The 25200-nt window shown below is 63.8% G+C and carries 25 protein-coding genes; 9 read left to right on the top strand and 16 right to left on the bottom strand.

Features of this window, described 5'->3' with window-relative positions; genetic code table 11:
• Positions 1-11: 11 nt before the first annotated feature.
• From V6B08_RS06785 to V6B08_RS06760, 6 genes are all read left to right on the top strand, one after another.
• Positions 12-1280, top strand: coding sequence for an ABC transporter substrate-binding protein (locus V6B08_RS06785; protein ID WP_341979015.1), 1269 nt, complete (start codon positions 12-14; stop codon positions 1278-1280).
• A gap of 65 nt (positions 1281-1345) precedes the next feature.
• Positions 1346-2137 (top strand): ABC transporter ATP-binding protein, encoded by a 792-nt coding sequence (locus V6B08_RS06780; protein WP_341979014.1) that lies wholly within the window; start codon positions 1346-1348, stop codon positions 2135-2137.
• Positions 2138-2209: 72 nt separating this feature from the next.
• Entirely contained in the window at positions 2210-3703 is a 1494-nt protein-coding gene (locus V6B08_RS06775; protein WP_341979012.1) for an acetyl-CoA carboxylase biotin carboxylase subunit, read from the top strand.
• A gap of 1 nt (position 3704) precedes the next feature.
• Positions 3705-4208, top strand: a complete 504-nt coding sequence (locus V6B08_RS06770; protein WP_341979010.1) for an acyl-CoA carboxylase biotin carboxyl carrier protein subunit — start codon at positions 3705-3707, stop codon at positions 4206-4208.
• Complete coding sequence (locus V6B08_RS06765) at positions 4205-5812, top strand: carboxyl transferase domain-containing protein (protein WP_341979008.1); 1608 nt, start codon at positions 4205-4207, stop codon at positions 5810-5812. The genes V6B08_RS06770 and V6B08_RS06765 overlap by 4 nt, the downstream gene beginning before the upstream one ends.
• Before the next feature lie 8 nt (positions 5813-5820).
• Positions 5821-6600: an enoyl-CoA hydratase/isomerase family protein gene (locus V6B08_RS06760; protein ID WP_341979007.1), complete on the top strand. Its 780-nt coding sequence runs from the start codon at positions 5821-5823 to the stop codon at positions 6598-6600.
• Here the strand turns inward: V6B08_RS06760 and V6B08_RS06755 are convergent.
• A complete protein-coding gene (locus tag V6B08_RS06755) occupies positions 6535-7296 on the bottom strand; it encodes a TetR/AcrR family transcriptional regulator (RefSeq protein WP_341979006.1) in 762 nt (253 codons plus the stop codon). The genes V6B08_RS06760 and V6B08_RS06755 overlap by 66 nt on opposite strands.
• Positions 7297-7463: 167 nt before the next feature.
• On the opposite strand from V6B08_RS06755, the gene V6B08_RS06750 reads away from it, so the two are divergent.
• Together V6B08_RS06750 and V6B08_RS06745 are read left to right on the top strand one after the other, a co-directional pair.
• Positions 7464-8657 (top strand): acyl-CoA dehydrogenase family protein, encoded by a 1194-nt coding sequence (locus V6B08_RS06750; RefSeq protein ID WP_341979005.1) that lies wholly within the window; start codon positions 7464-7466, stop codon positions 8655-8657.
• Positions 8658-8677: 20 nt separating this feature from the next.
• On the top strand, positions 8678-9556 hold the full coding sequence (locus tag V6B08_RS06745) for an SDR family oxidoreductase (RefSeq protein ID WP_341979004.1): 879 nt from the start codon (positions 8678-8680) through the stop codon (positions 9554-9556).
• Here the strand turns inward: V6B08_RS06745 and V6B08_RS06740 are convergent.
• The 6 genes from V6B08_RS06740 to V6B08_RS06715 all read right to left on the bottom strand — a co-directional run bounded on the left by V6B08_RS06740 (position 9553) and on the right by V6B08_RS06715 (position 15469).
• On the bottom strand, positions 9553-9840 hold the full coding sequence (locus tag V6B08_RS06740; RefSeq protein ID WP_341979002.1) for a DUF1330 domain-containing protein: 288 nt from the start codon (positions 9838-9840) through the stop codon (positions 9553-9555). The two genes, V6B08_RS06745 and V6B08_RS06740, sit on opposite strands and share 4 nt — an antisense overlap.
• Positions 9841-9872: 32 nt before the next feature.
• Positions 9873-10889 (bottom strand): ABC transporter ATP-binding protein, encoded by a 1017-nt coding sequence (locus tag V6B08_RS06735; RefSeq protein ID WP_341979001.1) that lies wholly within the window; start codon positions 10887-10889, stop codon positions 9873-9875.
• Positions 10886-11941: an ABC transporter ATP-binding protein gene (locus V6B08_RS06730; RefSeq protein ID WP_341979000.1), complete on the bottom strand. Its 1056-nt coding sequence runs from the start codon at positions 11939-11941 to the stop codon at positions 10886-10888. Before V6B08_RS06730 ends, V6B08_RS06735 begins: the two co-directional genes overlap by 4 nt.
• Complete coding sequence (locus tag V6B08_RS06725) at positions 11938-12828, bottom strand: ABC transporter permease (protein WP_341978999.1); 891 nt, start codon at positions 12826-12828, stop codon at positions 11938-11940. The genes V6B08_RS06730 and V6B08_RS06725 overlap by 4 nt, the downstream gene beginning before the upstream one ends.
• Before the next feature lie 3 nt (positions 12829-12831).
• Positions 12832-13785: an ABC transporter permease gene (locus V6B08_RS06720; RefSeq protein WP_341978997.1), complete on the bottom strand. Its 954-nt coding sequence runs from the start codon at positions 13783-13785 to the stop codon at positions 12832-12834.
• A 67-nt stretch (positions 13786-13852) separates the two neighbouring features.
• On the bottom strand, positions 13853-15469 hold the full coding sequence (locus tag V6B08_RS06715; RefSeq protein ID WP_341978996.1) for an ABC transporter substrate-binding protein: 1617 nt from the start codon (positions 15467-15469) through the stop codon (positions 13853-13855).
• Positions 15470-15675: 206 nt separating this feature from the next.
• Here V6B08_RS06715 and V6B08_RS06710 point away from each other — a divergent pair, with 206 nt between their 5' ends.
• Positions 15676-16407 carry an aspartate/glutamate racemase family protein gene (locus tag V6B08_RS06710; protein WP_341978995.1) on the top strand — a complete coding sequence of 244 codons (732 nt, stop codon included), beginning with the start codon at positions 15676-15678 and terminating at the stop codon, positions 16405-16407.
• A 34-nt stretch (positions 16408-16441) separates the two neighbouring features.
• Here V6B08_RS06710 and V6B08_RS06705 read toward each other — a convergent pair whose 3' ends face one another.
• The 9 genes from V6B08_RS06705 to V6B08_RS06665 form a co-directional block, all read right to left on the bottom strand.
• A complete protein-coding gene (locus tag V6B08_RS06705) occupies positions 16442-17851 on the bottom strand; it encodes an amidase (protein WP_341978994.1) in 1410 nt (469 codons plus the stop codon).
• Complete coding sequence (locus V6B08_RS06700; RefSeq protein WP_341978993.1) at positions 17851-18072, bottom strand: hypothetical protein; 222 nt, start codon at positions 18070-18072, stop codon at positions 17851-17853. The genes V6B08_RS06705 and V6B08_RS06700 overlap by 1 nt, the downstream gene beginning before the upstream one ends.
• Positions 18069-18992 carry an N-carbamoyl-D-amino-acid hydrolase gene (locus tag V6B08_RS06695; RefSeq protein WP_341978992.1) on the bottom strand — a complete coding sequence of 308 codons (924 nt, stop codon included), beginning with the start codon at positions 18990-18992 and terminating at the stop codon, positions 18069-18071. The genes V6B08_RS06700 and V6B08_RS06695 overlap by 4 nt, the downstream gene beginning before the upstream one ends.
• A complete protein-coding gene (locus V6B08_RS06690) occupies positions 18992-20221 on the bottom strand; it encodes a M20 family metallo-hydrolase (protein ID WP_341978991.1) in 1230 nt (409 codons plus the stop codon). The genes V6B08_RS06695 and V6B08_RS06690 overlap by 1 nt, the downstream gene beginning before the upstream one ends.
• Positions 20218-21330, bottom strand: coding sequence for a diaminopropionate ammonia-lyase (locus V6B08_RS06685; protein WP_341978990.1), 1113 nt, complete (start codon positions 21328-21330; stop codon positions 20218-20220). The genes V6B08_RS06690 and V6B08_RS06685 overlap by 4 nt, the downstream gene beginning before the upstream one ends.
• A gap of 157 nt (positions 21331-21487) precedes the next feature.
• Positions 21488-21964 carry an ureidoglycolate lyase gene (locus V6B08_RS06680; RefSeq protein WP_341978989.1) on the bottom strand — a complete coding sequence of 159 codons (477 nt, stop codon included), beginning with the start codon at positions 21962-21964 and terminating at the stop codon, positions 21488-21490.
• Positions 21965-21979: 15 nt separating this feature from the next.
• Positions 21980-23479: an AMP-binding protein gene (locus V6B08_RS06675; RefSeq protein WP_341978988.1), complete on the bottom strand. Its 1500-nt coding sequence runs from the start codon at positions 23477-23479 to the stop codon at positions 21980-21982.
• Positions 23480-23532: 53 nt separating this feature from the next.
• Positions 23533-24750 (bottom strand): FAD binding domain-containing protein, encoded by a 1218-nt coding sequence (locus V6B08_RS06670; RefSeq protein WP_341978987.1) that lies wholly within the window; start codon positions 24748-24750, stop codon positions 23533-23535.
• A 4-nt stretch (positions 24751-24754) separates the two neighbouring features.
• On the bottom strand, positions 24755-25189 hold the full coding sequence (locus tag V6B08_RS06665; protein ID WP_341978986.1) for a VOC family protein: 435 nt from the start codon (positions 25187-25189) through the stop codon (positions 24755-24757).
• Between the last annotated feature and the right edge of the window lie 11 nt (positions 25190-25200).

Below are 25200 nucleotides of genomic sequence, written 5' to 3'. Positions count from 1 at the left end.
AGAGAACGCCCATGACCATCACTGTCGATCGTCGCACCCTGTTGACTGGTGCCGGTGCCGCCGCCCTGCTCGCGGCGCAGCCCGTGAAACTGGCCTTTGGCCAGGACAAGACTATCCGCTTCCTGATGACCCAGGACTTCACCAAGGTCTATACCTTCGTGACGGCCGAATACAGCCAGGGCCAGCGCGATTACATGACGCTGATCAACGAGCGCGGCGGCATCAACGGCTACAAGATCGTTGCCGAAGTGACCGACCATGGTAACGACCTGCCGCGCGCCATCGAAGCTTACGAGCGCGCCAAGGGCCAGGGCATGGTGCTGGTCGATCCGCTCTCCACGCCGGTGGCCCGCGCCCTGGTGCCGCGCGTGCTGGCCGACAAGGTCAACATGGTCACGGCCTTCTCGGGCCGCTCGGATGCCGCCGACGGCACCGTGTTCCCCTATATCTTCCCGCTCTCGCCCAATTACTGGACGCAGATGGGCCTGATCCTGGATTACGCCAACAAGCAGGATGGCGGCCTCAAGGGCAAGAAGATTGCCTATGTGCATATCGACACGCCGTTCGGCAAGGAACCGCTGCCGATTCTGGAAGCTTTGCGCGACAAGCTCGGCTTCGAGCTGCTGCCCTTCCCCTACACTCCGCCTGGTAACGACCAGTCGGCGATCTGGCCGCAGGTGCGTCGCGCGCGTCCGGACTGGGTGATCTTCTGGGGTGCCGGCGTCGGCCAGACCGTGGCGCTGACCGAAGCCGTACGCAACGGCATCCGCATGGACCGCATGTGCTCGTCGGTGTGGATCTCAGAGTCCGACATGGACGTGGCCGGCCGCGATGCCGCCAAGGGTGTGATGAAGGTGGATCCCTGCGTGCTTGGCCGTGAGCCGAAGCCGATCCAGGACATCCTCAAGAGCGTGGTTTCCGCCGGCAAGGGCGCCGGTCCGGAGAACAAGGTCGGCACCGTCTACTACAATTACGGCGTCATGATCATGGCCACCATTCTTGAGGGCGTGAAGCAGGCCTTCGCGCTGGCGCCGAACGGCCCGGTGAACGGCCCCTGGCTGAATGCCGGCCTGCAGGCGATCAAGGGCTTCACCGCGGAAGGCATGATGCCTTCCACCACGGTGACCGCCGCCGATCACCAGGGCGGCGGCATGGGCCGCATCTCGCAGTGGGATGGCAAGGGCTTCAAGCCGGTGACCGACTGGTTCTCCGCCAACCAGGATGTGGTCTGGGCGGAAATCAAGAAGTACTCGTCCGAGTTCGCCAAGTCCGGCAAGTAATGTGACGTGACTGGGGTGGCGCGGCGGTATCCGCCGCCGCGCCTGCCCTTCCCGGAGTGACTGAAATGGCCCTGCTGGCGCTGAACAATGTCGAAGTGGTCTACGACCAGGTGTTCCTGGCCGTGAAGGGCATTTCCATCGAAGTGCCGGAAGGCGGCCTGGTTGCCCTGCTCGGTGCCAATGGTGCCGGCAAGAGTACTGTGCTCAAGACCATCAGCGGCCTGCTGAAGCCGGAACGCGGCGAGGTGACGCGCGGCGACGTTACCTTCATGGGCCAGGACATTCTCAAGACCGATGCGCCGGAGCGCGTGCGCAAGGGCATCGTGCATTGCCTGGAAGGCCGCCGCGTGTTCGGCCATCTGACGCCTGCAGAAAACCTGATTGCCGCCACCTCCATGCACCGCGACCGCGCCCGGGTGCGCGACCTGATGGAGCGCATGTTCGACCTGTTTCCGCGTCTGCGCGACCGCGCCAAGGCCAAGGCCGGCTATCTTTCCGGCGGCGAACAACAGATGCTGGCCATCGCCCGCGCGCTGATGACCGAGCCGAAGCTGATCATGCTGGATGAGCCCAGCCTTGGCCTGGCGCCCTATCTGGTGGACGAGATTTTCGACATCATCCGTCGCATCAACACCGAGCAGAAGGTGGCGGTGCTGCTGGTGGAGCAGAATGCCGCCGCCGCGCTGGACGTGGCCCAAACCGCCTACCTGATCGAGAATGGCCGCGTGGTGATGAACGGCACCGCCGATGTGCTGCGCGCCAACCCGGATGTGCAGGACGCCTATCTCGGTGGCGTCGCCAAGGTCGACTATCACGCCGTGAAGCATTACCGCCGCCGCAAGCGCTGGCTGGCCTGACGGAGCGCGCCATGCATCCCGGGACTCTTTACGCACAATTAATGAACCGAATTCATTACGGAGGGTTCACGCATGGGCCAGCCTGACATGCCGCTCTTTCCTGCGGTTCTTGTCGCCAATCGCGGGGAGATCGCCTGCCGCGTCATCCGCACGCTGCAACGTCTCGGCATCCGCGCCGTCGCCGTCTACCATTTCGAGGACCGCAAGGCGCCGCATGTGGCGCTCGCCGATGCGGCCGTCGAACTGACCGGCTCCGTACCGACCGCTGCCTATCTTGATGGCGCGCAGATCATCGCGGCCGCCAAGGCGCAGGGCGCCGCTGCCATCCATCCCGGCTATGGCTTCCTGTCCGAGAATGCCGGCTTCGCCAAGGCGGTGGCGGAGGCCGGCCTCACCTTCATCGGCCCGGATGCCGCCAGCATGCATTTGATGGGCGACAAGATCCGCTCGCGCGACTATGCCCGCGACCAGGGCGTGCCGGTGGCGCCGAGCCTCGATCTATCCGGCGATGCCGCCGCCATCGCGGCACAGGCGGCGAAAGTCGGCTATCCGCTGCTGATCAAGGCTTCGGCCGGTGGCGGCGGCAAGGGCATGAAGATCGTGCGCGGCCCCGATGAACTGGCCGAGGCTGCTTCGCTTGCCGCCAGCGAAGCCAAGCGCTATTTCGGCGATGGCCGCGTCTATGCCGAAAAACTGGTGCAGATGCCGCGTCATATCGAGGTGCAGGTGCTGGGCGATGGCCAGGGCAATGTGCTGCATTTCGGCGAGCGCGAATGCTCGCTGCAGCGGCGGTACCAGAAGATCGTCGAGGAAGCCCCGGCACCGAACCTGTCCGAGAAGCTGCGCTCAGCAATCTGTGATGCCGCCGTGAAGCTGGCGAGTGCCGCGAAATACCGCAATGCCGGCACGGTGGAATTCATCCTCGGCAGTGACGGCGCCTTCTATTTCCTGGAAATGAACACCCGCCTGCAGGTGGAGCATCCAGTGACGGAAGCGGTCTATGGCGTTGATCTGGTCGAGCAGCAGCTTCGCATCGCCGCCGGCCTGCCGCTACCCTACAAGCAAGACGAACTGCGCCGCCAGGGCCATGCCATCGAGGTGCGGCTCTGCGCCGAGGAGCCGGAGCGCGATTTCCGCCCTGCCGTGGGCCGCATCGGCCTGCTGCGCATTCCCCAGGGCGATGGCCTGCGCTGGGATGGCGGCATTCTTGAGGGCCAGGCGGTGACGCCGGCCTTCGATTCGATGCTGGCAAAGGTGATCGCCTATGGCGCCGACCGCGACGAAGCGGCTGCCCGGCTGCATCAGGGCCTGGAAGAATTGGCTTTGCTCGGCGTCAACCACAATGGCGATTACCTGACGCGCATTCTGGCACATCCGGAATTCCTTGCCGGCCGGCTGCATACCGGCTTCCTTGCCGAGCAAGCCGCTACCCTCAACCCGCCGCCGCTCAGTACTGAAACCGAGCAGGCCGCTGCCATTGCCGCCGCGCTTGGCACCGAGGATATCCGCCGCACCCTGCTCGCCACGCCGGAGCCGCAGGCCAGCATCGGCGCCTGGAGGAATTGAGATGAGCTATCGTTTCGACCTGCTGGGCAAGGAACTAGACCTCGCCATTCTCGCGCGCCGCCCGGCCTTGCGCTTTGCCCTGGATGGCCAGAGCGTCATCGCCGAGGAGCGTCCTGCCGAAAGCGGTGCCTTCGCGCTTGATATCGACGGCCGCCGCATCACCGGCTGGCGCCTGGTGGTAGGCGACGACATCTATCTGCGCATACAGGGCCGCAACCTGCATCTGCGGCGCCAGCAGGAGGGTGGTGACACCGGCGGCGCCAATGCCGGCGGCAACGACATCTTGGCCGAAATGCCCGGCACGGTGATCAGCCTGCATGCCGCCGTGGGTCAGGAGGTCGCCGAAGGCGACAAGCTGCTGGTGATCGAGAGCATGAAGCTGCAGATGAGCATTACCGCGCATCGCGCCGGACGTATCGCCAAGGTGCATGTGGCCGAGAATGCCACTTTCGACCGGGGCGTCGCGCTGATCAGTTTTGCCAAAGACGAAGGAGGCGCGCCATGAGCGTGCTGAAATCCGCCATTCGCACTAGCGACGAGGAATTCCGCCTCCGCTATGCCGCCAACCGGCAATTGGCGCAGGAACTGCGCGAGCGCCAGCAGGCGGCGCGCTATGACCGCCCGGCGCGCGACCTGCAGCGCATGGCCGGGCATGGCAAGCTGCTGCCGCGCCAGCGGCTGGAAAAACTGCTCGATCCCGGCACGCCCTTCCTGGAGCTTTCCACGCTGGCCGGCAACATGGCCGGCGAAGGCGCCTCGCCCAGTGCCAGTTGCATCACTGGCATCGGTATCGTTTCGGGCCGCGAGGTGATGATCCATGCCGATGATTCAACGGTGAAAGGCGGCGCCTGGTATCCGCTCACGGTGAAGAAGATCGTGCGTTGCCTGGAAATCGCGCTGGAGAACCACTTGCCGGTGGTGCATCTCTGCGATTCCGCCGGTGGCTTCCTGCAATTGCAGTCGGATGTCTTTCCCGACAAGCATATGGCCGGGCGCATCTTCCGCAACCAATCCCACTTAAGCAAACGCGGCATCAAGCAGCTTGCCCTGGTCTTTGGTCATTGCACTGCGGGCGGTGCCTATATCCCGGCCTTGAGCGACTACAATGTAATTGTACGCGGCACCGGCGCGGTGTTCCTGGCTGGCCCGCCGCTGGTGAAAGCTGCGACAGGCGCCATCGTTTCGGCCGATGACCTCGGCGGCGCCGACCTGCATACGCGCACCTCCGGCACCTGCGATTACCCGGCAGCCAGCGAACTGGATGCCATCCGTATCGGCCGCGAGATCGTGGCGCAATGGGAGCCGGCACGGAAAACACCGATCGCAATGGCCAGTCCCGACTCACCGCTCTACGACCCGGACGAGCTTTACGGCATCCTGCCGGACACCATCAAGAAGGGCTTCGACATGCGCGAAGTGATCGCGCGCCTGGTGGATGGCAGCCGCTTCCACGAATACCAGCCCAATTACGGCCCTACGCTTGTCTGCGGCTATGCCAGTATCTGGGGCCATCGCATCGGCATCCTGGCCAACAATGGCGTGTTGTTCAACGACAGCACGCTGAAGGGCGCGCATTTCATCGAGCTGTGTAATCAGAACAATACGCCGATGCTGTTTTTGCAAAACATCACCGGCTACATGGTGGGCCAGACCTACGAGGCCGCCGGCATCACCAAGGATGGCGCCAAGATGATCATGGCCCAGGCCTGCAGTCATGTGCCGAAATTCACCGTGATGTGCCACGCCTCCTTCGGCGCCGGCAATTACGGCATGTGTGGCCGCGCCTTCGATTCACGCTTCCTGTTCTCCTGGCCCAATCACCAGATCGGCGTGATGGGCGGCGAGCAGGCCGCCAACACGCTGGCCGAAGTGAAGCTGCGCCAGCTTGAACGCGATGGCATCGCCTATGGGCCGGAAGACCTGGCCCGGGTCCGCGAAGAAACCCTGCAGGCCTATCAGCAGCAGCTCTCCGCCTATCATTCCACCTCGGAACTCTGGGACGATGGCCTACTCGACCCGGTGGATACCCGCAACGCGCTGGGTATCAGCATTGCCGCCGCGCTGAACGCGCCGTTCGGCGAACCGGGCTATGGCGTGCTGCGGCTTTAAAGGAAACCATGATGGGCGACCGACGGATCAAACTCAGCATTAAGGATGGCATTGCCCGCCTGGTGATGACCGGCACGGCCCGGCGCAATGCCGTGGACCTGCAATGGTGCCGCGAATTCGCTGAAGCCGCCATCGCCTGTGCTGCCGATGAATCGATCAAGGTGGCGGTGCTCTCGGCGGAAGGCGATTTCTTCAGCGTCGGCGGCGACATCGACAATTTCATCGCCAATCGCGCGCATCTGCGGCCGCATGTGTTGGAAATGGCCAGCCTGTTCCATCTTGGCATCATGCGGCTGCATCAGGGACCGGCCCCCGTGATCTCGGCGGTGAACGGCATGGCGGCGGGCGGCGGCTTCAGCATCGCCATCCTGGCCGATATCGTGCTGGCCAAGCGCTCGGCGCGTTTCGTCGCCGCCTATACCAGTTCCGGCCTCTCGCCCGATGGTGGCCTCACCTACAATCTGCCGCGCCTCGTCGGCATCCGCCGTGCTTTCGAGCTGATGGCGCTGAACACACCTCTTTCCGCCGAGCAGGCACTAGACCTCGGCATCATCACCCGCGTGTTCGACGATGCCAGTTTCGAGGCCGATGTCGAGGCGATAGTGCAGCAAGTGGCGGCAATGCCGGCGGGTGCGTTGCCGGCATTGAAGAAACTGATGGCCACCAGCATGGATAGCAGCCTGCAGCAGCAGCTTGACCGCGAAGCCGAAAGCGTTGCCCGCCTAGCGGCGTCGCCGGCGACTCTCGAGGTGCTCGACGCCTTCCTGCGCCGGCGCATCAAGCGATAGGGTATTGAGCTTGCTCACCGCTGCGTCCAGCCGCTGCAAGGCCGCATCCAGCGGCGCAGCCGGCATAGCAGCAGCGGGCGCCGCTGCGAGGCCGCGATAGACCAGATCGGTGATGGAATCGGCCACCGCCTCGATATCGAAATCGCCTTCGCCACGCAGGAAGGCCCAGGTGTGATGCTCGACGCAGCCATAGATCAGATCGCGCACCAGCCCGGGTGGCACATCGCTGCGAAATTCGCCGCTTTGCATCGCATCGCGCACCACCGCCGTGGCCCGCGCCGTGTAGCGCCGGTTCAGGGCGTAGATTGTGGTCTTGCGGTATTGCGGGTCGGGGCGGAATTCCAGAAACACCAGGCTGGAAAGTCCGGGCTCGTCATGCAGCGCCTTCAAGTGATGCCAGATGATGTAGCGCAGCCGGTTGCGGATACCGGTGACGGAGGCCAGCAGATGGCTATCCTCCTCGATCATGCCGCTATACCAATCCTCGATCACCCGTACCAGAAGCGCGCGCTTGTTCTGGAAATAACGATAGATCGAGCCTTCCACCACGCCGGCTCGCTCGGCGATCTCCGAGATCGAGGCAGCCTCGTAGCCGCGCAGCCGGAATACCGTGCGTGCCGCCTCCAGGATATCCGCCTCGCGCCGCTCGCGCGGCAAACGGCTGGCTCTCTTGCGTGTGGTCCCGTTCCTCGCCATGGCCATGATCTAGCCCTCTGCCGGGGCGTTGGTCAACGATTTAAGCGAACGCGGTTCATCAGCGCCGTTTGCCACCCTGCCGCCAGCTTGCCGGCATTGACAGGGCCATGATGCGCGTTTCTAATGAACGCAATTCATCATAACGCGCCAAGCGAAAGCCGGGAAACATGACCAGCACTTTGCCGAATGCCGCCACCCAATTCGCGCTCACGCCGGACCAGACCGCCGTGCTCGATGCTGCCGACCGTTATGCCAAAGCCGAGTTGCATCCACTCTCCGAGCGCATGGATAACGAGGAATGGTGGCCCAGCGATGCCTTCGCCAAGCTCGGCAAGGCCGGCTATTTTGGCATCACCGTCGATCCGGAATACGGCGGCGTCGGCGCCGACCTGATGACCAGCGGCCTGATCCTGCAGGCTTTCTCGCGCTGGAACCACGCCCTGGCGCTGAGCTGGGTGGCGCATGAGAATCTCTGCCTCAACAACATCTACCGCAACGCCAACGACGCCCAGCGGCGCAAATACCTGCCCGGCCTCTGTGATGGCTCGCTGACTGGTGCGCTTGGCCTCACCGAGCCAGGTGCCGGCTCGGATGCGCTCGGCTCGATGCGTACCACGGCGCGGCGCGAAGGCGACCATTACCTGCTGAATGGCGGCAAAATCTATATCACCAACGGCCCGGTGGCCGATGTACTGCTGGTCTATGCCAAGACCAACCCTTCCGCCGGTGCCCATGGTATTTCCGCTTTCATTGTGGAGAAGGACTATCCCGGCTTCCGCGTGGCGCAGAAGCTGGTGAAGATGGGTTTCCGCGGCAGCCAGACCGCCGAGCTGGTTTTCGATGATTGCCGCGTGCCGGCGGAAAATCTGGTCGGCGGCGAGAATCGCGGCGTCGGCGTGGTGATGAGCGGTCTGGACCTGGAACGCGCCATGATCGCGCCAATCTGCCTCGGCATCTGCGAACGCGCCCTGGAAATCAGCATCGACTACTCCCGCACCCGCAAGCAGTTCGGCAAGGCGATTGCCGAATTCCAGATGGTGCAAAGCCGCGTGGCGGAAATGTATGTGATGGTGGAAACCATGCGCAGCTTCACCTACCGCGTGCTGCTGGAAGCCAATGAACTGGAAGTCGGCGGTGGCGGCCGTGGCTCCATCCATGCACTGACCGCCGCCTCGGTGATGTATGCCGCCGATACCATGAACCGCGTGCTGGATCATGCCGTGCAGATCCATGGCGGCAGCGGCTATATCTGGGAAGCAGAGATCAACCGGCTGTTCCGCGCCACCAAGCTGCTGGAAATCGGCGCCGGCACTACTGAGGTGCGCAAGCTGATCATTGCCGGTGAAATTCTTAAAAGCTGAACCGCCTGGAAGAATTGAGAATGACCGACGAGGCCCCGCTCCGCCTATCCGACGACGACCTCGCGGCGCATCCGACCAATCTTGCCGCTGGTAGCCTGGCGGGTCGCACGCTGCTGGTGACGGGCGGCGGCGGCGGTATCGGGCGTGCCACCGCCTGGCTGGCAGCAAGGCTCGGCGCCCGCGTGGCGATTGCCGGGCGGCGGCTGGAGCGGCTGGAGCCTGCGGCAGCGGCCATGAAGCAGCGGGGCTTTGATTGCCTGACCCTGGCGGTGGACATCCGCCAGCGCGACAGCGTGGAAGCAATGTTCGATCAGGCCGCCAGCCATTGGGGTACGCCGCCGGACCTGCTGGTCAATTCCGCCGGCGGGCAGTTTCCGCAACCCGCCATCGATTACAGCGAAAAGGGCTGGCGCGCGGTGATCGATACCAATCTGACTGGCACGTTCAATGCCATGCAGGCGGCGGCGCGACGCTGGCGCGACGCGCAGCGGCCGGGCAGCATTGTCACCATCGTGGTATCGCCGCGCGGCCTGCATAACGTGGCGCATACCGTGGCAGCGCGGGCCGGCGTGAAGGCTTTTTCGGAAGCCGTCGCCATCGAATGGGCCCCGCTCGGCATCCGCGTCAACTGCATTGCGCCGGGCACCATCCGCTCGGAAGGCTGGCAGGTCTACCAGCCGCATGTGCGCAAGCGTTATGAGAACGTAAATCCCATGCGCATCGCCGGCAGCCCCTGGCAGGTCGCCGAAGCAGTGCTGTTCGTCGGCGGGCCGGCCGGCGGCTTCATCACCGGTGAAACCATCGAGATCAGCGGTGGCGGCAATCTCTGGGGCGAGACCTGGACCACGGACAAGCCGCAATGGTTTCGCGAGGCGACCCGGGTGGTCGATCCGGACTAGATACCCGGCACCAGCAGGAAATCGCCCTTGGCGGCATTGGCGCGCGCGGCGCGGGCCTCGCGGTAGCGTTCGCCATCATAGAAAGCCTTGGCCGCTTCCGTGCTGGGAAATTCCAGCACCACCACGCGGCGGCCATCATGCTTACCCTCCAGCACATCGACGGCGCCGCCACGCACCAGATACTTGCCCCCAGCCTCGGCAATAGCGCCTGGCGCGAGCTGCTTGTAGCGCTCGTAAGCTTCGGTGTCGGTCACATCGATGAAGGCAAGGATATAGGCGGCCATGGTTTCCTCCGGTTTATGGCCGGAGGCTAACCCTATTCCGCCGCCTGCGCCAGCTTGAGGCAACGCGCCCAATGCTCGGCCCCGATGCTGACCGGCTCGGGCTGCATCTGACTGCACTCATCGCCGGCATATTTGCAGCGCGGCGCAAAGGCACAACCGGGCGGCAGTTTGGCGAGATCGGGCGGCGCGCCGGGGATCGCGTCCAGCCGGCCGCCCTTCATGCCGCCCATGCCGCCACCCGCACCATGACTGGCACCATGACCGGAGCGAAAACCGAGCAGGCCCTTGGTATAGGGATGGCTGGGATTGCGGATCACATCGCGCACCGGGCCGGTTTCGACGATGCGGCCGGCATACATCACCGCGATACGGTCGGCGACCTCCACGGCGACACCGATATCATGTGTCACCAGGATCACCGAGAGACCGAGTTCGCGTTGCAATTCGCGGAGCAGCAGCAGAATCTGAATTTGCACGGTGGCGTCGAGCGCCGTGGTCGGCTCGTCGGCCAGCAGCACTTGCGGATTGCAGGCCAGCGCCAGGGCGATCATGGCACGCTGGCGCATGCCGCCGGACATCTCATGCGGATAGGCCTTGAGCCGGCGCTCCGGCGAGGGGATGCGCACACGCTTCAACGCCTCCAGGGCGCGGGCCTCGGCGGCTTCGCGCGTCACCTTCGGCTCATGCTTGCGGATCGCCTCGGCAATCTGCTGGCCAACGGTGTAGACCGGATCCAGCGCCAGCAGCGGCTCCTGGAAGATCATCGATACCAGCTTGCCGCGAAAGTCGGTGAGCGCCGCACCCTTCAGCGCCATCACATCCTGGCCCAGCACCTGCAGGCTGCCGCTGATCCGCGTGCGCTTTTCCGGATGCAGCCGCAACAGCGAGCGCAGGGTTACGCTCTTGCCCGAACCGGACTCGCCGAGCAGCGCCACCACTTCACCCCGGGCCACCTGCAGATTGACACCGTTGACCGCATTCACCGGAGTACGGCCGCCGGTGAAGGTGACGGTGAGGTTGCGGATATCGACGATGGCTTCCGCGTTCATGCCGCTTCCTCCACGGCCGGTGCCTGCGGATGGCCGCTGCCGGGCTGACGCGCTAGGCAGGCAGAGTCATGGTATTCGGCAATCGGCGACAGGGCCGGCACAATGGAAGCGCAGACATCGGAAGCAATGCGGCAACGGGTGTGGAAACGGCAGCCTGGCGGCGGATCGATCGGATTGGGCGGATCGCCATAGAGCGGCGCTTCCATGGTGCGGTTATCCGGATCCATCGCCGGCATGGAGTTGAGCAAGGCCGCCGTATAGGGATGCGTCGGAGCACCGAACAGGCTGTCGGCCGGGCCGATCTCAGCCACCTTGCCGAGATACATCACCATCACGCGGTCGGAGATGAAATTCACCACATGCAGATCGTGGGAGATGAAAATGTAGGTAAGGCCGAAAGCATCCTTCAGGTCGAGCAGCAGGTTCAGCACCTGGGCTTCCACCGACTTGTCGAGTGCCGAGACGGCTTCATCCAGGATCACCAGGCGCGGCTCCAGCGCCAGGGCACGGGCAATATTGACGCGCTGGCGCTGACCGCCGGAAAGCTCATGCGGATAGCGGCCGGCAAAACGGCGTGGCTCCAGGCCGACGCGGCTGAGCAGGTCATGGCCACGGGCCAGTGCTTCACGGCGTGGAACACCATGCACCTGCGGTGCGAAGGCAATCGAATCCTCGATGGTCAGGCGCGGATTGAGCGAGGCGTAGCTGTCCTGGAACACCATCTGCACCTGGCGGCGGAAGCTGCTGAGCTCTAGCTCCTCGCCAAGCGCCTCGCCATCGAACACGATACGCCCGGCATCGGGTTCGATAAGATGCATCAGTAGCCGCGCGGTGGTGGATTTGCCGCAACCGCTTTCGCCGACGATGCCAAGCGTCTCGCCCTTCAGCAGGTCGAAATCGACGCCATCGACAGCACGGACCACGGTCTTGCTGCGGCCGAACAGCCCTTTCCCGACCGGGAAATGCTTAACCAGGCCACGCACGGACAGCAGCGGCTGACGTGGCCCGCCGCGGTCTTCGGGATGATGCAGGGGATCGGCGATTTCGGTCATGCGCGCACATCCATCGCCGACCGCAAGCCGTCGGAGAACATGTTGAACGAGATCGAGGTGATGAAGATCATCACGCCGGGCAGGGCCGCGACCAGCGGATTGACATAGATCGCGGTGCGCAATGTGTTGAGCATGAGGCCCCATTCCGGCTCTGGCGGCCGCACACCGAGGCCGAGGAAGCTCAAACCGGAGGCCAGGATCATCGCCACCGAGATCAGGCTGGTGGAGTAGACGAAAATCGGGCTCAGCACATTGCCGAGCACATGCACCCGCACGATGGTGAAGCCGCCGGCACCTGAGGCACGCGCTGCTTCTACATAATCGCGGTTGCGCACCTGCGTGGTGACGCTCTCTGCCACGCGGGCAATCGGCGGAATGAAGACGATAGTGAGAGAGACCAGCGCATTGGTGAGGCCGGCACCCAAAGCACCCGACAAAGCCACCGCCAGCAGCACCGAGGGAAAGGCGTAGAACACATCAATGGTGCGCATGATCGCGGTGTTGATCTTGCCGCCGATATAGCCGGCGAATATGCCAAGGCTGGAGCCCAGCACAAAGGCCATCAACACCGGCGTCACACCCATGAACAGCGACAACCGCGCGCCGTAGATCAGGCGCGAGAGCATGTCGCGGCCAAGTTCATCCGCGCCCAGCGGAAAGCCCGGCGTGCCAATGGGGCGCAGGCGGCGCAGCATAGAGCCGCGATAGGGATCAGCCGGGGCCAACCAGGGCGCCAGAATCGCCATCAAGACCAGTGCAAGGATGACGGCGAGTGCCACCATCGCCACCGGATCACGCATCAGGCGGCGCGCCACGCCGCGCCAATAACCTTCCGATACCTCGATAGCCTGAACCTTGGCGCCGGAATCGATTGCCCCCACCGCCATTATCTAGCCTCGCTGGATACGCGGATCGAAGGCTGTCTGCAGCACATCGACCAGCAGGTTGAGCAACACGAAGAACATCGCCAGCACCAGGATGGTGCCTTGCAGCAGCGGCAGATCGCGCTGGAAGATCGCCAGGTTGAGCAGGAAGCCAGTGCCCGGCCAGGCAAACACGGTTTCGATCAAGATCGAGCCGCCGAGCAGATAGCCGAGTTGCAGGCCCATCACCGCCAACGCAGTTGGCGCCGCATTCTTCACCACATGGCGGAACACACCACCATGGCCCAAGCCCTTCGCGGCCAGGGCCTGCACAAAATCCTGCGACAGAATATCAGCCACCAGGGCACGAATGGTGCGAGCGATCACGCCCATCGGAATCACTGACATGGTGATGGCCGGCAGGATCAGGTAGCGGATATGCTCCCAGTCCCATTTCCATTCAGCGGACCCACCGGGGCCAGCACCGGTAGAAGGCAGCCAGTTGAGTTGCACCGAAAACACGATCACCAGCACCATGCCGAGCCAGTAGTGCGGCACACTGACCCCCAGCACCGAGAGAGCAGAGGCAATGCGGTCGACAGGTGAATTGCGGAAATAGCCGGCAACGAAGCCGAACAGGCAGCCGAAGAAAAAGCCGATCATGGTGGCGAGCGCGGCCAGGATCAGGGTGTTACCGACAGCACGCATCACTTCGGAAAGTACCGGGCGCCCGGAGGCGATGGATTGGCCAAGATCGCCGATCATCACTTTGCCGAGCCAGATGAAATACTGCACCGGCAACGGTCGGTCGAAACCGTAGAAGGCACGCATCTGCGCCTGCACTTCCGCCGAGGCGTCGGTCGGCAGCACGGCGGTGAGTGGATCCCCGGGCGTGATGTGGACCAGCAGGAAACAGACGATGCTGACGCCGAAGGCGACGGGCAGCACATAGAGCAGACGCTTGAGAGCAAACAGCAGCATGCACGATCCGGCGTGGGGCGGCGGGATGGGCCGGACTGGCTGAGCAGCCCGGCCCCGGGTTACACGCTTACTTCACCATGTAGACGGGTGAGAAATCCTGGAACCAGTTCTGCGCCTGCACAAAGCCCTTGACCTTGTTGGTCATGGCACGCGGGTTGACGTCATGCGTCACCATCAGGAACAGCGCATCGTCCACATACTTCTCATGCACCTTCTGCATCACCTTGGTCTGCTCGGCAGAGTCGAACGTGGTGCGCAGCTGGTCGAACAGCTTGTCCATGTCAGGATCGCAATAATGGCCCCAGTTGGTGCCGGCTGGCGGAGCCAGATTGCACTGGAGATGACGGATGACGCCAGTGAACGGATCCTGAATGAAGTAGGTGTAGTTCATCGCCGTGCCGCCGCGCGAACTCTCATGCTTAGAGCCAGCACGCCAGATGTTGATGAGGGTGTTCCATTCCACCACTTCGAAATCGATCTGGATGCCGATTTCAGCGAGATTCTGCTGCACGAATTCATTCATCGGCAGCGGCAGCATCTGGCCCGAGCCCGAGGGCGAGATCAGTACCTTGGTCTTCAGTGGCTTGGCCTTGCTGTAGCCAGCCTCGGCCATCAGCTTGGTGGCAGCGGCCACGTCATACTTCAGCTTGAAACTGGGATTGCCAAACCACTGGTGACCGGGCGGATAGAAGCCCTCTGCCGGGATCATCATGCCGCCGAGCAATTCCTTGAGGCCCTGGCGATCGACTGCCAGATTGGCAGCCTTGCGCACGCGGATGTCGTTCCAGGGCGAGCCCTCGGCGCGCGAGAGATGCCAGGTCCAGTTATGCGGGTAGGCATTGGTGACAATGGTGAAGCCGGCATTCTTCAGCGACGGCACCGCGTCCGGCGCCGGCGACTCGATCCAGTCCACCTGGCCCGAACGCAGGGCGGCGATACGGGCATTCGGCTCAGGCAGCGGGATGACCACCAGCTTGTCGAGCTTGGGCACGCGCGCCTTATCCCAGTAGCCCGGGTTCGGCACCATCTCGGCGCGCTCGCGCGGCACAAAGGCGGTCAGCTTCCATGGGCCGGTGCCAGACGGCGCCTTGGCATATTCATCCCAGTTCTTACCGACTTTCTCCCAATGCGCCGGGGAGGACATCATAATCCAGGCAAGCTGGTAGGGCAGTGTCGCGTCGGGCGACTTGGTGATTATTTCCAGGGTGTACTTGTCCACCACCTTGTAGCTGGCGACGGCGGGGATGCGTGAGCGGCCCTGCGCCGACTGGCGCGGATCGAATTGCGGCGCATCTTTGTTCAGCAGCTTTTCAAAATTCCACACCACGGCTTCGGCAGTGAATTCACTGCCATCGTGGTACTTCACGCCCTGGCGAATCTTGAATATCCACTTGGTCTTATCGGTGGCGTCGACGCCCCAGCTCTCGGCCAGACCGGGCGCGATATCGGAGGGCTTGTCGGCTTTCGACAAGTCCCAGTTGATCAACGCGTCATAGACTGTGTAGCCAAGGAAGCGCATGCCTTCGCCGCCATTGTCGGTCTGGCCGGTGGTCAGGGGAATGTCGGAAGCGGTCATGCCGATGCGCAGCGTGCCCTGGGCGAAGGCGCCGGTGGCGGCGATGCTTGTCAACGCCGTAGCAACAACCAGGCTGAGCATGCGGGAAAAAGAGATTGGGCGGGCCATGGATATGATCCTGCAGTGGAAGGTGTTTGCTGCGTCGCAAACTCCGTGCCACGGAATTGATGTGCGAGATTCCAAGGAGATGCGAGGAATGCAAAGCCATCGGCACACAAACAACCCAGCGCAAGCCTAATTATTGGGCACCTTTGGCTTGCCATATACCTTAGCCGTTAGTTGAATAGCGAAGCGGCATCCGGGATGATTGCGCCATGCGTCTCCTGCTGCTGAACGGCAATACCAGCCAAGTCATGACCGACCGCTTGGCGGTGGCGTCCCGTGCCATCGTTCGTCCGGATACGGAGATCATCCCAATTACCGGCCGTTTCGGCGCCGAGGTGATCGCCAGCCGCGCCGCCTATGCCATTGCCGGGTATGCGGTGCTGGATGCCTATGCCCAGGCCTGGGCGGCGTATGGCAATGGCATAGATGCCGTGGTGCTGGCCTGTTTCGGCGATCCCGGCCTGGCAGCGCTGAAAGACGTGGCCGGTGTCCCCTGCTTCGGCATGGCGGAAGCCGGCTGCCACGCGGCAGCGGCGCAGGCGCAACGCTTTTCCATTATCACCGGCGGCGCTGCCTGGGGCCCGATGCTGACCGAATATGCCGCATCGCTGGGGCTGGCGGATCAGTTGGCCAGTGTGCGCGTGCTGGAAGCCGATGGCGGCCAGATCGGCGCCAACCCGGAAGCGGCGCGTGAAGCGATTTATCAAGCCGCCGTGAAAGCCATCACCGAGGATGGCGCCGAGCTGATCGTACTGGGCGGCGCAGGCATGGTGGCGCAGATCGAACCGCTGGCGGCACGGGTCAGCGTGCCGGTGATTGATGGCCTGACCCCGGCGATCCGTATGGCCGAGGCGGCAGCCGGCCAGAAATCGCCGGCCTGGCGTGGGCCGATTGCGACGACAGGCTTGAGTCCCGAACTCACGTCCTTACTCAAGGGATAAGAAGCTGCCCGGGCTTGACCCGGCGATCCTATTTTCAGCCCGGCACTTCCTCGTAGGTCGGCACCTTGGCCTCGAAGGCACCGGCGAAACGGTAGAGCGTCGCTTCACCGAAAGGCTGGCCGACAAGCTGGAAGCCCACCGGCATGCGGCCGCGCACGAAGCCGGCCGGCACCGTGAGGCCCGGCAGCCCGAGATAATTGATCGGCCGCACCAGGCGGGTAAGCGAGGCGATCAGCTTGGCGGCTTCCGGGCGGCCAGCGAGATCGGTTTCGGCGATGCTGGGCGTGGCGGCGGCCACCACCGGCGCAAACACCGCATCGGCGCCATTCATGGCACGCAGCCAGCCGGCAATCGCAATCGAGCGCCAGCGCAGTGCATCGGCGTAATCCACCGCACTCAATGCCAGGCCATTCTCGACGCGAGCGCGCATGGCATCGGAATAGAGATGCGGCCGGGTCTTGAGCCAGGGACCATGGATCGAGGCGGCTTCCGTGGAGATCACGATATTCGCCGCCGCCGTGATCATGTCCATGTCCGGCGGCGTCATCTCGATGATCTTGGCACCGAGCTTGGAGAAGGTAGCAATCGCCTGCTCCAGCACTTGGCCGGTCGGCTTGCTCATCTTGTCCCAGAAGAAGGCACGCGGCACCGCCAGCTTCAGACCCCGCAAAGAACCTGGCTTGGCCGCCGCGACATAATCCGGCACCGCTTCCAGCGCCGCCGTCGGATCATTCGGATCGGCACCAGCGAGGATTTTCAGCAGCAGCGCGTTGTCGGCGACACGGCGGGTCATCGGGCCGATGGTATCCAGAGACCAGCTCAGCGGCATGCAGCCATAGCGGCTGACACGGCCCCAGGTCGGCTTCATGCCGACAATGCCGCAAAGATGCGCCGGCTCGCGGATCGAACCGCCGGTATCGGAACCGAGCGCGCCATAGATCAGCCGCGCCCCCACCGCCGCTGCCGAACCGCTGGAGGAACCGCCGGTGATGCGGGCCGGATTCCACGGATTGCCGGCATGGCCGTAGTGATAATTATGCCCGGTGGGATTGAAAGCGAATTCCGCCATGTTGAGGCGGCCAAGATCCAGCGCGCCAGCCGCATCCAGGCGCTCAAGTACCGTGGCGGTCTTGTCCGCCTTCCAGTGGCGGCGGATCGCCGAACCGCAGGAGCTTTCCTTGTTCTGGCGATAGAACATGTCCTTGTGCGCCAGCGGGATGCCGGCGAGTGGCCCGAGCTTGGCGCCGCGCTTGCGGGCGCGGTCGGCGGCCTTGGCCGCTTTTAGCGCAGTCTCGGATTCCAACTTGATGAAGGCATTCACTTTCGGCTGCCACTCGGCGGTGCGCACCAGAGCCGCCTCGACCAGGGCTTGCGATGTGACCTTGCCGGATTTGAGCGCGGCAACAGCATCGGTCAGCGATAGCAGGGCAATATCCTGGCTCATCACTTGCCTCCCGGCTTCTTTGCTGGGAACAGGCCGGGCTCGGCCTCCATCGGCAGCTTGGCAGCAAGCGGGCGGAAACGGGTCAGGGCTGGCGTCAACGCCCCAGCAATAGCTTTGGCGCGGCCCGGGCGCAGCAGCACACCGGCTTCATTGAACATGGCGGCGACCAGGGTCGGCGGCAGCGGATTCTTGTCCGGCTTCTTCGTGGCGCTCTTCTTCATTGTGGTGGCTCCGCTCCCTTGCGGCTGGTGATCAGTCCGTAATGCTGCGGCATCCGGTGCCGGGCAAAATTAAACGTGGTCGACTTGTAGCTCAAGCCGGCATCGAGATCGCAGCAGGCAACGATCAGTTCATCGCCTTCGGTGCGCGCCATCGCCACCGGCTGACCCGAAGGCGCGACGATCTGGCTGCCGGCGATCATCGGCACGCCCTCCTCCTCGCCGGCCTTGGCAACACCAACCACCCAGCAGCCATTCTGGTAGGCGCCGGCCTGCATCACCAGGCCATTATGGAACAGCGACAGGGCATCATGATCCGGCGCCGGCGGGTTATGCACCGGCGTGTTATAGCCCAGCAGGATCATCTCGACGCCCTGCAGGCCCATGACGCGGTAGGTCTCCGGCCAGCGGCGGTCGTTGCAGATCGCCATGCCGATGATGCCGCCGAAGGCGCGCCAGACCTGGAAGCCGGTATCGCTCTCGTCGAAATAGCGCTTTTCCAGATGCTGGAATTTGCGCCAGGGTTCATGCTCGGCATGGCCGGGCAGATGCACCTTGCGGTACTTGCCGACAATGCTGCCGTCGCGTTCGACCAGGATGGCGGTGTTGTAACGCTTTTCGCCAGCAATCTCGGCATAGCCCAGATAGAAGCCGATTTTCAGCCGCTTGGCTTCATCGAACAGTTTCTGCGTTTCCGGCCCGGGCATACTGGCCTCGAAGAAAAGGTCGATCTCGGCCTGCTCGGCCATGAACCAGCGCGGAAAGAAGGTGGTAAGCGCCAGTTCCGGAAACACCACCAATTCGCAGCCCATGCGATGCCCTTCACGCAGCAGCGCGATCAGGCGCTCCACCACCTCGGCGCGGCCATGGGCACGCTGGATTGGCCCAAGCTGCGCCGCACCAACGGTGAGCGGGCGAGGCATCAGGCAGCCAGGCGTTGCATCATGCGCAGCAGGATATTGGCGCCAGCTTCGAGATCGGCCGGCTCTGTATGCTCTTTCACGTTATGGCTCAAGCCATTGACGCTCGGCACGAAGATCATGCCGGTGGGGCAGATCGTTGCCATCATCTGGGCGTCGTGGCCGGCACCCGACGTCATGCGCCGCGCCTTGTAGCCGAAATCGCCGGCAATCTCGCTCACCATGTCGATCATATGCGGCGCGAATACCACGGGCCTGGTGCGGGCCAGCGGCCGGGTGGAAATCTTCACGCCCTCGGCAATGGCGATCTGGTCCAGGAAGGCAAACAGCTTGGCTTCCGCCTGCTGCAGCACAGCCTCGTCGGGATTGCGGATATCCACCGTCATCACCGCGCGGTTCGGCACCACATTGGTGATGCCGGGGCGGAATTCCATGCGGCCGACCGTGCCGACCTGGCCGCCGCCCAGTTCACGCGTAAGCTGACGTACAAACACGGCGATCTCAGCGGCGGCATAGCCGGCATCCTTCCTCAACCGCATCGGCGTGGTGCCGGCATGGGCAGAAACACCCTCCACGGTCACCTCGGTCCACGAGATACCCTGCACCCCATCGACAGCGCCGATGGTCAGTCCTTCCGCCTCCAGAATCGGCCCCTGCTCGATATGCAATTCCACGAAGGCATGGGGCTTCAGCCAGCCGGGCTCGGCCGGGCCGCAATAACCGATACGCTTGAGTTCGTCGCCACAGACCTTGCCATCGATACCCACCACCTCATAGGCGTGGTCGAGATCGAGCTGGCCGGTATAGACCATGCTGCCCATGATATCGGGATGGAAGCGGGCGCCTTCCTCATTGGAAAAGAATGCCACCGCCAGCGGGCGCCGCGTGGTAATGCCGGCTTCGTTCAGCCGTTCGATCACTTCCAGGCCGGCGATGACGCCGAGATTGCCGTCGTAGCGGCCGCCGGTGCGGACAGTGTCGATATGCGAGCCAGTCATCACCGGCGGCCCCTCTTCCCGGCCCTTCCGCACCCCGATGGTGTTGCCGATCTTGTCGACCGTCACCTCCAGGCCAAGTTGGCGCATCCAGCCGGACACCAGATCGCGGCCCTGCTTGTCCTCATCGGTGAAGGCAAGCCGGGCATTGCCACCACCGGGCAGACCGCCGATCTGGCCCAGCTCTTCCAGCCTTTGCGACAATCGCGCGCCATTGATGCGTAGATCTGTGCTCATGTCGTCACCTCTTCATGCCCACGCCCGACGATCTGGCGATACAATGCCGGATCAGTGGCGCCCTCACTACCGAAAACCAGCAGCCGCGAGGCTGCATCGACACCGAACAGGCCGGCCTGTCGTGCCGCCAGCGCCCCGGCAAGCCCGGCCACCGCCGACTCGCCCGCCACGACGCCCCAATCCGCCAGCCGGCGCATCAGCCCAAGCGCCGCCTCGTCCGGCACGGTCATGAAACCATCGGCGCCGGGATCGAGAATCTCCCAGGCCAGTTCCGAGACTTCGCCGCAGGCCAGACCCGCCATCACCGTATCGAGATCGCCCGGCACCACCACCGGCTGGCCGGCCCGCGCGCTCTCATAAAGGCAGGCGGCACGTTCCGGCTCCACCACCACGAAACGCGGCCGCTCCGCACCGAAACGCTGCCACAGATAAGCCAGCACCGCTGCCGCCAGGCCGCCGACGCCGCCCTGCACGAAAACATGCGTCGGATACTCGGCGGGCATCATCTGCTCATAAGCCTCGGCGGCCATCACGCCATAGCCCTGCATCACATCGCGCGGCACATCGCGATAGCCGGGATAGGAGGTATCCGAGACCACGAACCAGCCATTGGCATCGGCATCGCGCTGCGCCTGACGCACCGCATCGTCATAATTGCCGGCAACACGGCGCACCTCGGCGCCATAGCGGGCGATGGCATCGACGCGGCCCTGACTTACCGCGGCATGGACATAAATGACGCAGGCGCAGCCAAAATTCTGCGCCCCCCAGGCTACCGAGCGGCCATGGTTGCCATCGGTGGCGCAGGTGACGGTGATGCGCTTGCCGCCAGGCCCCTGTTTCTGCAACAGCCGCCAGACGGCATAGGCACCGCCGAGCGCCTTGAAGCTGCCAAGGCCGAACCGCCCGGCCTCATCCTTGTAGCGGATCGCGGCTAAGCCTTCCGTCCGCGCCATGATGTCCAGGGAATGCAGGGGCGTCGGGGCATAGCCCGGCCAGCCGGCGATGACCCGGCGTGCCTCGGCGAGCGCCGCATGCGACTGGATGGCCTGCAGGCCAAGCGGATAGGCCTCGGCAAGCCGGCGGGGATTCTCGAACCAGGCAATCATGCCGGAAGGTTAAGCAATTTGTTTGCCAACATACAATTGGCCCGGCGATGATGAGATACGCGGGTCAAGCCCGCGTATGACGATCTAATTTCAGTAATGTCGTCATCGCCGGGCTCGACCCGGCGATCTCTTGCCGAATTTCTCGCCCAATATTTAATCAGGCAGCGCCGACCTGCATGTCGAATTCCAGCGGCACCAGTTCTTCGTCCTGGGGATCGTTGTTGGCCCACATCACCACGGTGAATTCGCCGCGCGGGGTCAAAGCCGTCATCGGGTGGTGCCAAACATTAGCGCCATAGACGATGCCCTGGTCAGGCGCAGCCAGGAAGGCGATGGCGCGGCTGGGGTCTGGCCGGCCGGTGCCGGTATCGGGGCAGACGGTGACGAGATAGCGCGTACCGTTCATCGGCAGGAAAGCCTGAGCGGAGAATTCGTGGCGTTCGAACAAGGTCAGCCGGCAGGGCAGTTCCACGCCCTGCATCACGGAATAGGACAGGCCGAGCGGCACGCCGGGGCGGCGATTCTCGATCAACTCGCCGAAATAGATTCGCCGCGGATCGGCCGGCATGACGACGACATGGCCATAGGGAGCGAAGGCTTCAGCGGTAAGCGGCTGGGGCTTGAGCGTGATCATCGCCCGAGTTAACCGCTAACCATAGAGCTTGCGCAACTCGGTCTTGAGGATCTTGCCGTAATTGTTCTTCGGCAGCGCATCCACGATATGGTAGGCCTTGGGCCGCTTGAAGCGGGCGATATTATCCAGGCAGAGCTGGTCGAGTTCGGCAGCGCCAATGTTCTGCCCCGGGCGCGGCACCACGATCGCCACCACTTCCTCGCCCCAGTCTTCATGCGGCTTGCCGATGACGCTGACTTCCAGCACCGCCGGGTGCAGCAGCAGCACTTCCTCCACTTCGCGCGGATAGATGTTCGAGCCACCGGAGATGATCATGTCCTTGACGCGATCCTTCAGCGTCAGGAAACCGTGCCCATCCATGAAGCCGACATCGCCGGTATGCAACCAGCCATTGCGCAAGGTGGTGGCGCTGGCTTCCGGATTGGCCCAGTAGCCTTCCATCACCACATCGCCGCGCGCGATCACTTCGCCGGTCTCGCCCGGCGGCAATTCGCGGTCTTCGGCATCCACCACGCGCATCTGCACACCGCTGCGCGCGATGCCGGCCGAGGCCAGCCGCTGCTCCAGCCGGCCATCGCCGGTATCGAGATGCAGGTGCTTCGGCAGATAGGAGATGGTGCAGGGTGCCTCGCCCTGGCCGTAGAGCTGCCACAGGCAGGGACCGAGGCGATCGAGCGCGCGCTTCAGATCCTCCACATACATCGGGCCGCCGCCATAGAAGATCTGGTCGATATGCTGCGCCTTCAGCTCACCTACAGCCGGCGAGTCGACCAGACGCTTCAGCATGGTGGGCGCGGCGAACAGCGATGAACCGGGGAAGCGGTTGATCAGGGTTATCAGTTCCGGTGGCTCGAAGCCACCGCTCTCCGGCACGATATGCGCCGCGCCGCGCACGAAATGCGCCAGCGAGAGCAAACCCGCGCCATGGGAGATCGGCGCCGGATAAAGCGAGGCATCGAAGCAATCCACCGGATCGATATCCGCGAGGAAGGACACCGTCATATTGAACAGGTTGCGGTGGCTGAGCATCGCACCCTTAGGCCGGCCGGTGGTGCCCGAGGTGTAGAACAACCAGGCCATGTCGGTCGGCTTCACGTCCGCCATCGGCGCCGGCTCACCGGCAATGATGCGGGCATAATCTGTCGTGTCCGGATCGATCACCCGCAGATTGCCGGGCAGGTTCTCGATCAGGTCGTCGGTGGCGAAAGCCAGCGGGGCACGGCAATTCTCCAGGATGAAAGCCACTTCCTTGGCATGCAGCTTGGCATTGATCGGCACCGCGCAGGCGCCGGCATACCAGACCCCGAACAGCACCTCGAAATAGGCCGGCACATTCTTCATGTAGAGACCGACGAACTGGCCCGGCCCGATCCCCTGCCGGCGCAGCCAGCCGCCAATGGCACCGGCACGGCGATGCAGCTCGGCATAGCTGCACACTGCCTGCTCGCCATGGAACAGGGCCGGCCGCGCAGCGAAGGGCCCGGCAGCATTGGACAGAATCGTGGCGATATTCATGGCGTTTTCTCCCGGAACTTTTTTATCAGTGCCAGGATAGTATACGGCTGGCGCTAAGCGGAAGCCGGATAAGGCGGGGCCACGGCGGTTTCCCGCATCACCGCCGCCACGCTGCGGTAGCGTTCGGCCATGGCGCGCTCCTCTGGCGTCTTCTGCTGCGCCTGCATATAGGCGCCGAGCCGGCGGGCATGTTCGACCAGGAAGGCGCCGATACGGCGCCGCTCGGCATCGAAACTTTTGAGCGCCGTGGCCACATCGTCATGGCGCTGCAAGGCCCGCATCAGCGCATAGGCATCGCCGCCAGCCTTGGTGACGCCCATGCCGGGATGTGGCCGGACAACGAAGGCAGCATCGCCCAGAATGGCGACACGGCCAGCTGCCATGCTCGGTACTTCCAGATCGAAGATCGGCTGGAAGAAAGGCTGCGTCGCCTTGTGCACCACCTCGGCGAATTGCGGCGCCAGCACATCATCAGCGGCCTGATGCATCTCGGCCAGCAGACCGGCGCGGATTAGACCCGGTGGAATGCCTTCCATGTGGCAGCGTCCGGTCTCGTCGGTAAGCATGCGCGGCAAGGTCGTTGCTTCATCCGCCGGGCGATACCAGACGAAATTGAACCGCCGCTGGCCAGGTAATACGGCATCCTTCAGGCCGGCCACCGGATAGCCCAGCATCTGTTCGCTGGGCGGCAGGCAGAAGGCGAAGCGCTCGAACAGGGCTGCATGGGTGGCCGGAGACAAGGCGGCCTCGTCGGTGAGGCCGCGCCAGGCGATATAGCCGGCATAGACCGGTTTCGCCTCAGGCATGTACTGAGAGCGAACTGTCGAACGGATGCCATCGGCTCCCACCAGCAGATCGGCGCGCTCAGTGCTGCCATCGGCAAGGTGGGCGGTGACACTGCTCTCATCCTGAGTAATCTGACGCAGATTGGCACCGAAGCGGTAGAGCGTGGGCGGCAACGCCGCCTTCAGCAGATGATACAGCCGGCCCCAGGCGGTGAGCACCTGCGGCAGGTCGCTGGTCTGGGCCACGCTGCCGTCGCGCGCGAGCGTCACGCGGCCAGGAACGGAAACGCCGATGGTGGCATCCACGGTGACGCCGCCGGCGCGCAGGCAATCGAACAATTCCGGATGAGTGACGATGCCGGCGCCACGGCCCGAGAGCGCTTCGCCGGCGCGTTCAAGCACCAGCACATCCCAGCCGGCGCGATGCAGCAGATTGGCGGCGAACAGCCCGCCAAGCGAGCCGCCGACGATCAGGGCGCGGCGCATCGCCTTAGGCCGCTTCCGCTGCCGGATAATTCAGTTCGATGGTGACGCCGGAGGGGTCTTCCAGAAACACCTGATGCAGGTTCAGCGACGGCACGGTGCGCTCGCGGATCGCCATGCCGCGCGAGGTCAGTTTCTGGCGCATTTCGGCCAAGCCGGTGGCATTGAAGGCGATATGATCGACGCTGCCGGTGCCCTTGAGGCTGTCCAGCGACTTGTCGCCGAGATACTTGATCAGCCCTTCCGGATTATTCGGATCGATGCCGATGATATGCACCGTGCCGTATTCGCGCTCGTCCTCTCCCATATAGAGCCAGATACCTGGGAAATCGAAGGGCGGACGATAGCCGACACGGAAGCCGAGAATCTCGGTGTAGAACACCCGCGAAGCCTCGAGGTCCGTGGTGCGGATGGAGTAATGGGCCAGTTTGTCGATCGCCATGGCAGGCTCCT

The organism is Ferrovibrio sp. MS7 (assembly GCF_038404985.1).
In the GTDB taxonomy this organism is placed as follows: Bacteria; Pseudomonadota; Alphaproteobacteria; order Ferrovibrionales; family Ferrovibrionaceae; genus Ferrovibrio; species Ferrovibrio plantarum.
This window is presented reverse-complemented; position numbering and strand designations above follow the sequence as displayed.

Coding starts and splice junctions, on each gene's coding strand:
- V6B08_RS06785 (WP_341979015.1), top strand. CDS start 12: ATGACCATCACTGTCGATCGTCGCACCCTGTTGACTGGTGCCGGTGCC.
- V6B08_RS06780 (WP_341979014.1), top strand. CDS start 1,346: ATGGCCCTGCTGGCGCTGAACAATGTCGAAGTGGTCTACGACCAGGTG.
- V6B08_RS06775 (WP_341979012.1), top strand. CDS start 2,210: ATGGGCCAGCCTGACATGCCGCTCTTTCCTGCGGTTCTTGTCGCCAAT.
- V6B08_RS06770 (WP_341979010.1), top strand. CDS start 3,705: ATGAGCTATCGTTTCGACCTGCTGGGCAAGGAACTAGACCTCGCCATT.
- V6B08_RS06765 (WP_341979008.1), top strand. CDS start 4,205: ATGAGCGTGCTGAAATCCGCCATTCGCACTAGCGACGAGGAATTCCGC.
- V6B08_RS06760 (WP_341979007.1), top strand. CDS start 5,821: ATGATGGGCGACCGACGGATCAAACTCAGCATTAAGGATGGCATTGCC.
- V6B08_RS06755 (WP_341979006.1), bottom strand. CDS start 7,296: ATGGCGAGGAACGGGACCACACGCAAGAGAGCCAGCCGTTTGCCGCGC.
- V6B08_RS06750 (WP_341979005.1), top strand. CDS start 7,464: ATGACCAGCACTTTGCCGAATGCCGCCACCCAATTCGCGCTCACGCCG.
- V6B08_RS06745 (WP_341979004.1), top strand. CDS start 8,678: ATGACCGACGAGGCCCCGCTCCGCCTATCCGACGACGACCTCGCGGCG.
- V6B08_RS06740 (WP_341979002.1), bottom strand. CDS start 9,840: ATGGCCGCCTATATCCTTGCCTTCATCGATGTGACCGACACCGAAGCT.
- V6B08_RS06735 (WP_341979001.1), bottom strand. CDS start 10,889: ATGAACGCGGAAGCCATCGTCGATATCCGCAACCTCACCGTCACCTTC.
- V6B08_RS06730 (WP_341979000.1), bottom strand. CDS start 11,941: ATGACCGAAATCGCCGATCCCCTGCATCATCCCGAAGACCGCGGCGGG.
- V6B08_RS06725 (WP_341978999.1), bottom strand. CDS start 12,828: ATGGCGGTGGGGGCAATCGATTCCGGCGCCAAGGTTCAGGCTATCGAG.
- V6B08_RS06720 (WP_341978997.1), bottom strand. CDS start 13,785: ATGCTGCTGTTTGCTCTCAAGCGTCTGCTCTATGTGCTGCCCGTCGCC.
- V6B08_RS06715 (WP_341978996.1), bottom strand. CDS start 15,469: ATGGCCCGCCCAATCTCTTTTTCCCGCATGCTCAGCCTGGTTGTTGCT.
- V6B08_RS06710 (WP_341978995.1), top strand. CDS start 15,676: ATGCGTCTCCTGCTGCTGAACGGCAATACCAGCCAAGTCATGACCGAC.
- V6B08_RS06705 (WP_341978994.1), bottom strand. CDS start 17,851: ATGAGCCAGGATATTGCCCTGCTATCGCTGACCGATGCTGTTGCCGCG.
- V6B08_RS06700 (WP_341978993.1), bottom strand. CDS start 18,072: ATGAAGAAGAGCGCCACGAAGAAGCCGGACAAGAATCCGCTGCCGCCG.
- V6B08_RS06695 (WP_341978992.1), bottom strand. CDS start 18,992: ATGCCTCGCCCGCTCACCGTTGGTGCGGCGCAGCTTGGGCCAATCCAG.
- V6B08_RS06690 (WP_341978991.1), bottom strand. CDS start 20,221: ATGAGCACAGATCTACGCATCAATGGCGCGCGATTGTCGCAAAGGCTG.
- V6B08_RS06685 (WP_341978990.1), bottom strand. CDS start 21,330: ATGATTGCCTGGTTCGAGAATCCCCGCCGGCTTGCCGAGGCCTATCCG.
- V6B08_RS06680 (WP_341978989.1), bottom strand. CDS start 21,964: ATGATCACGCTCAAGCCCCAGCCGCTTACCGCTGAAGCCTTCGCTCCC.
- V6B08_RS06675 (WP_341978988.1), bottom strand. CDS start 23,479: ATGAATATCGCCACGATTCTGTCCAATGCTGCCGGGCCCTTCGCTGCG.
- V6B08_RS06670 (WP_341978987.1), bottom strand. CDS start 24,750: ATGCGCCGCGCCCTGATCGTCGGCGGCTCGCTTGGCGGGCTGTTCGCC.
- V6B08_RS06665 (WP_341978986.1), bottom strand. CDS start 25,189: ATGGCGATCGACAAACTGGCCCATTACTCCATCCGCACCACGGACCTC.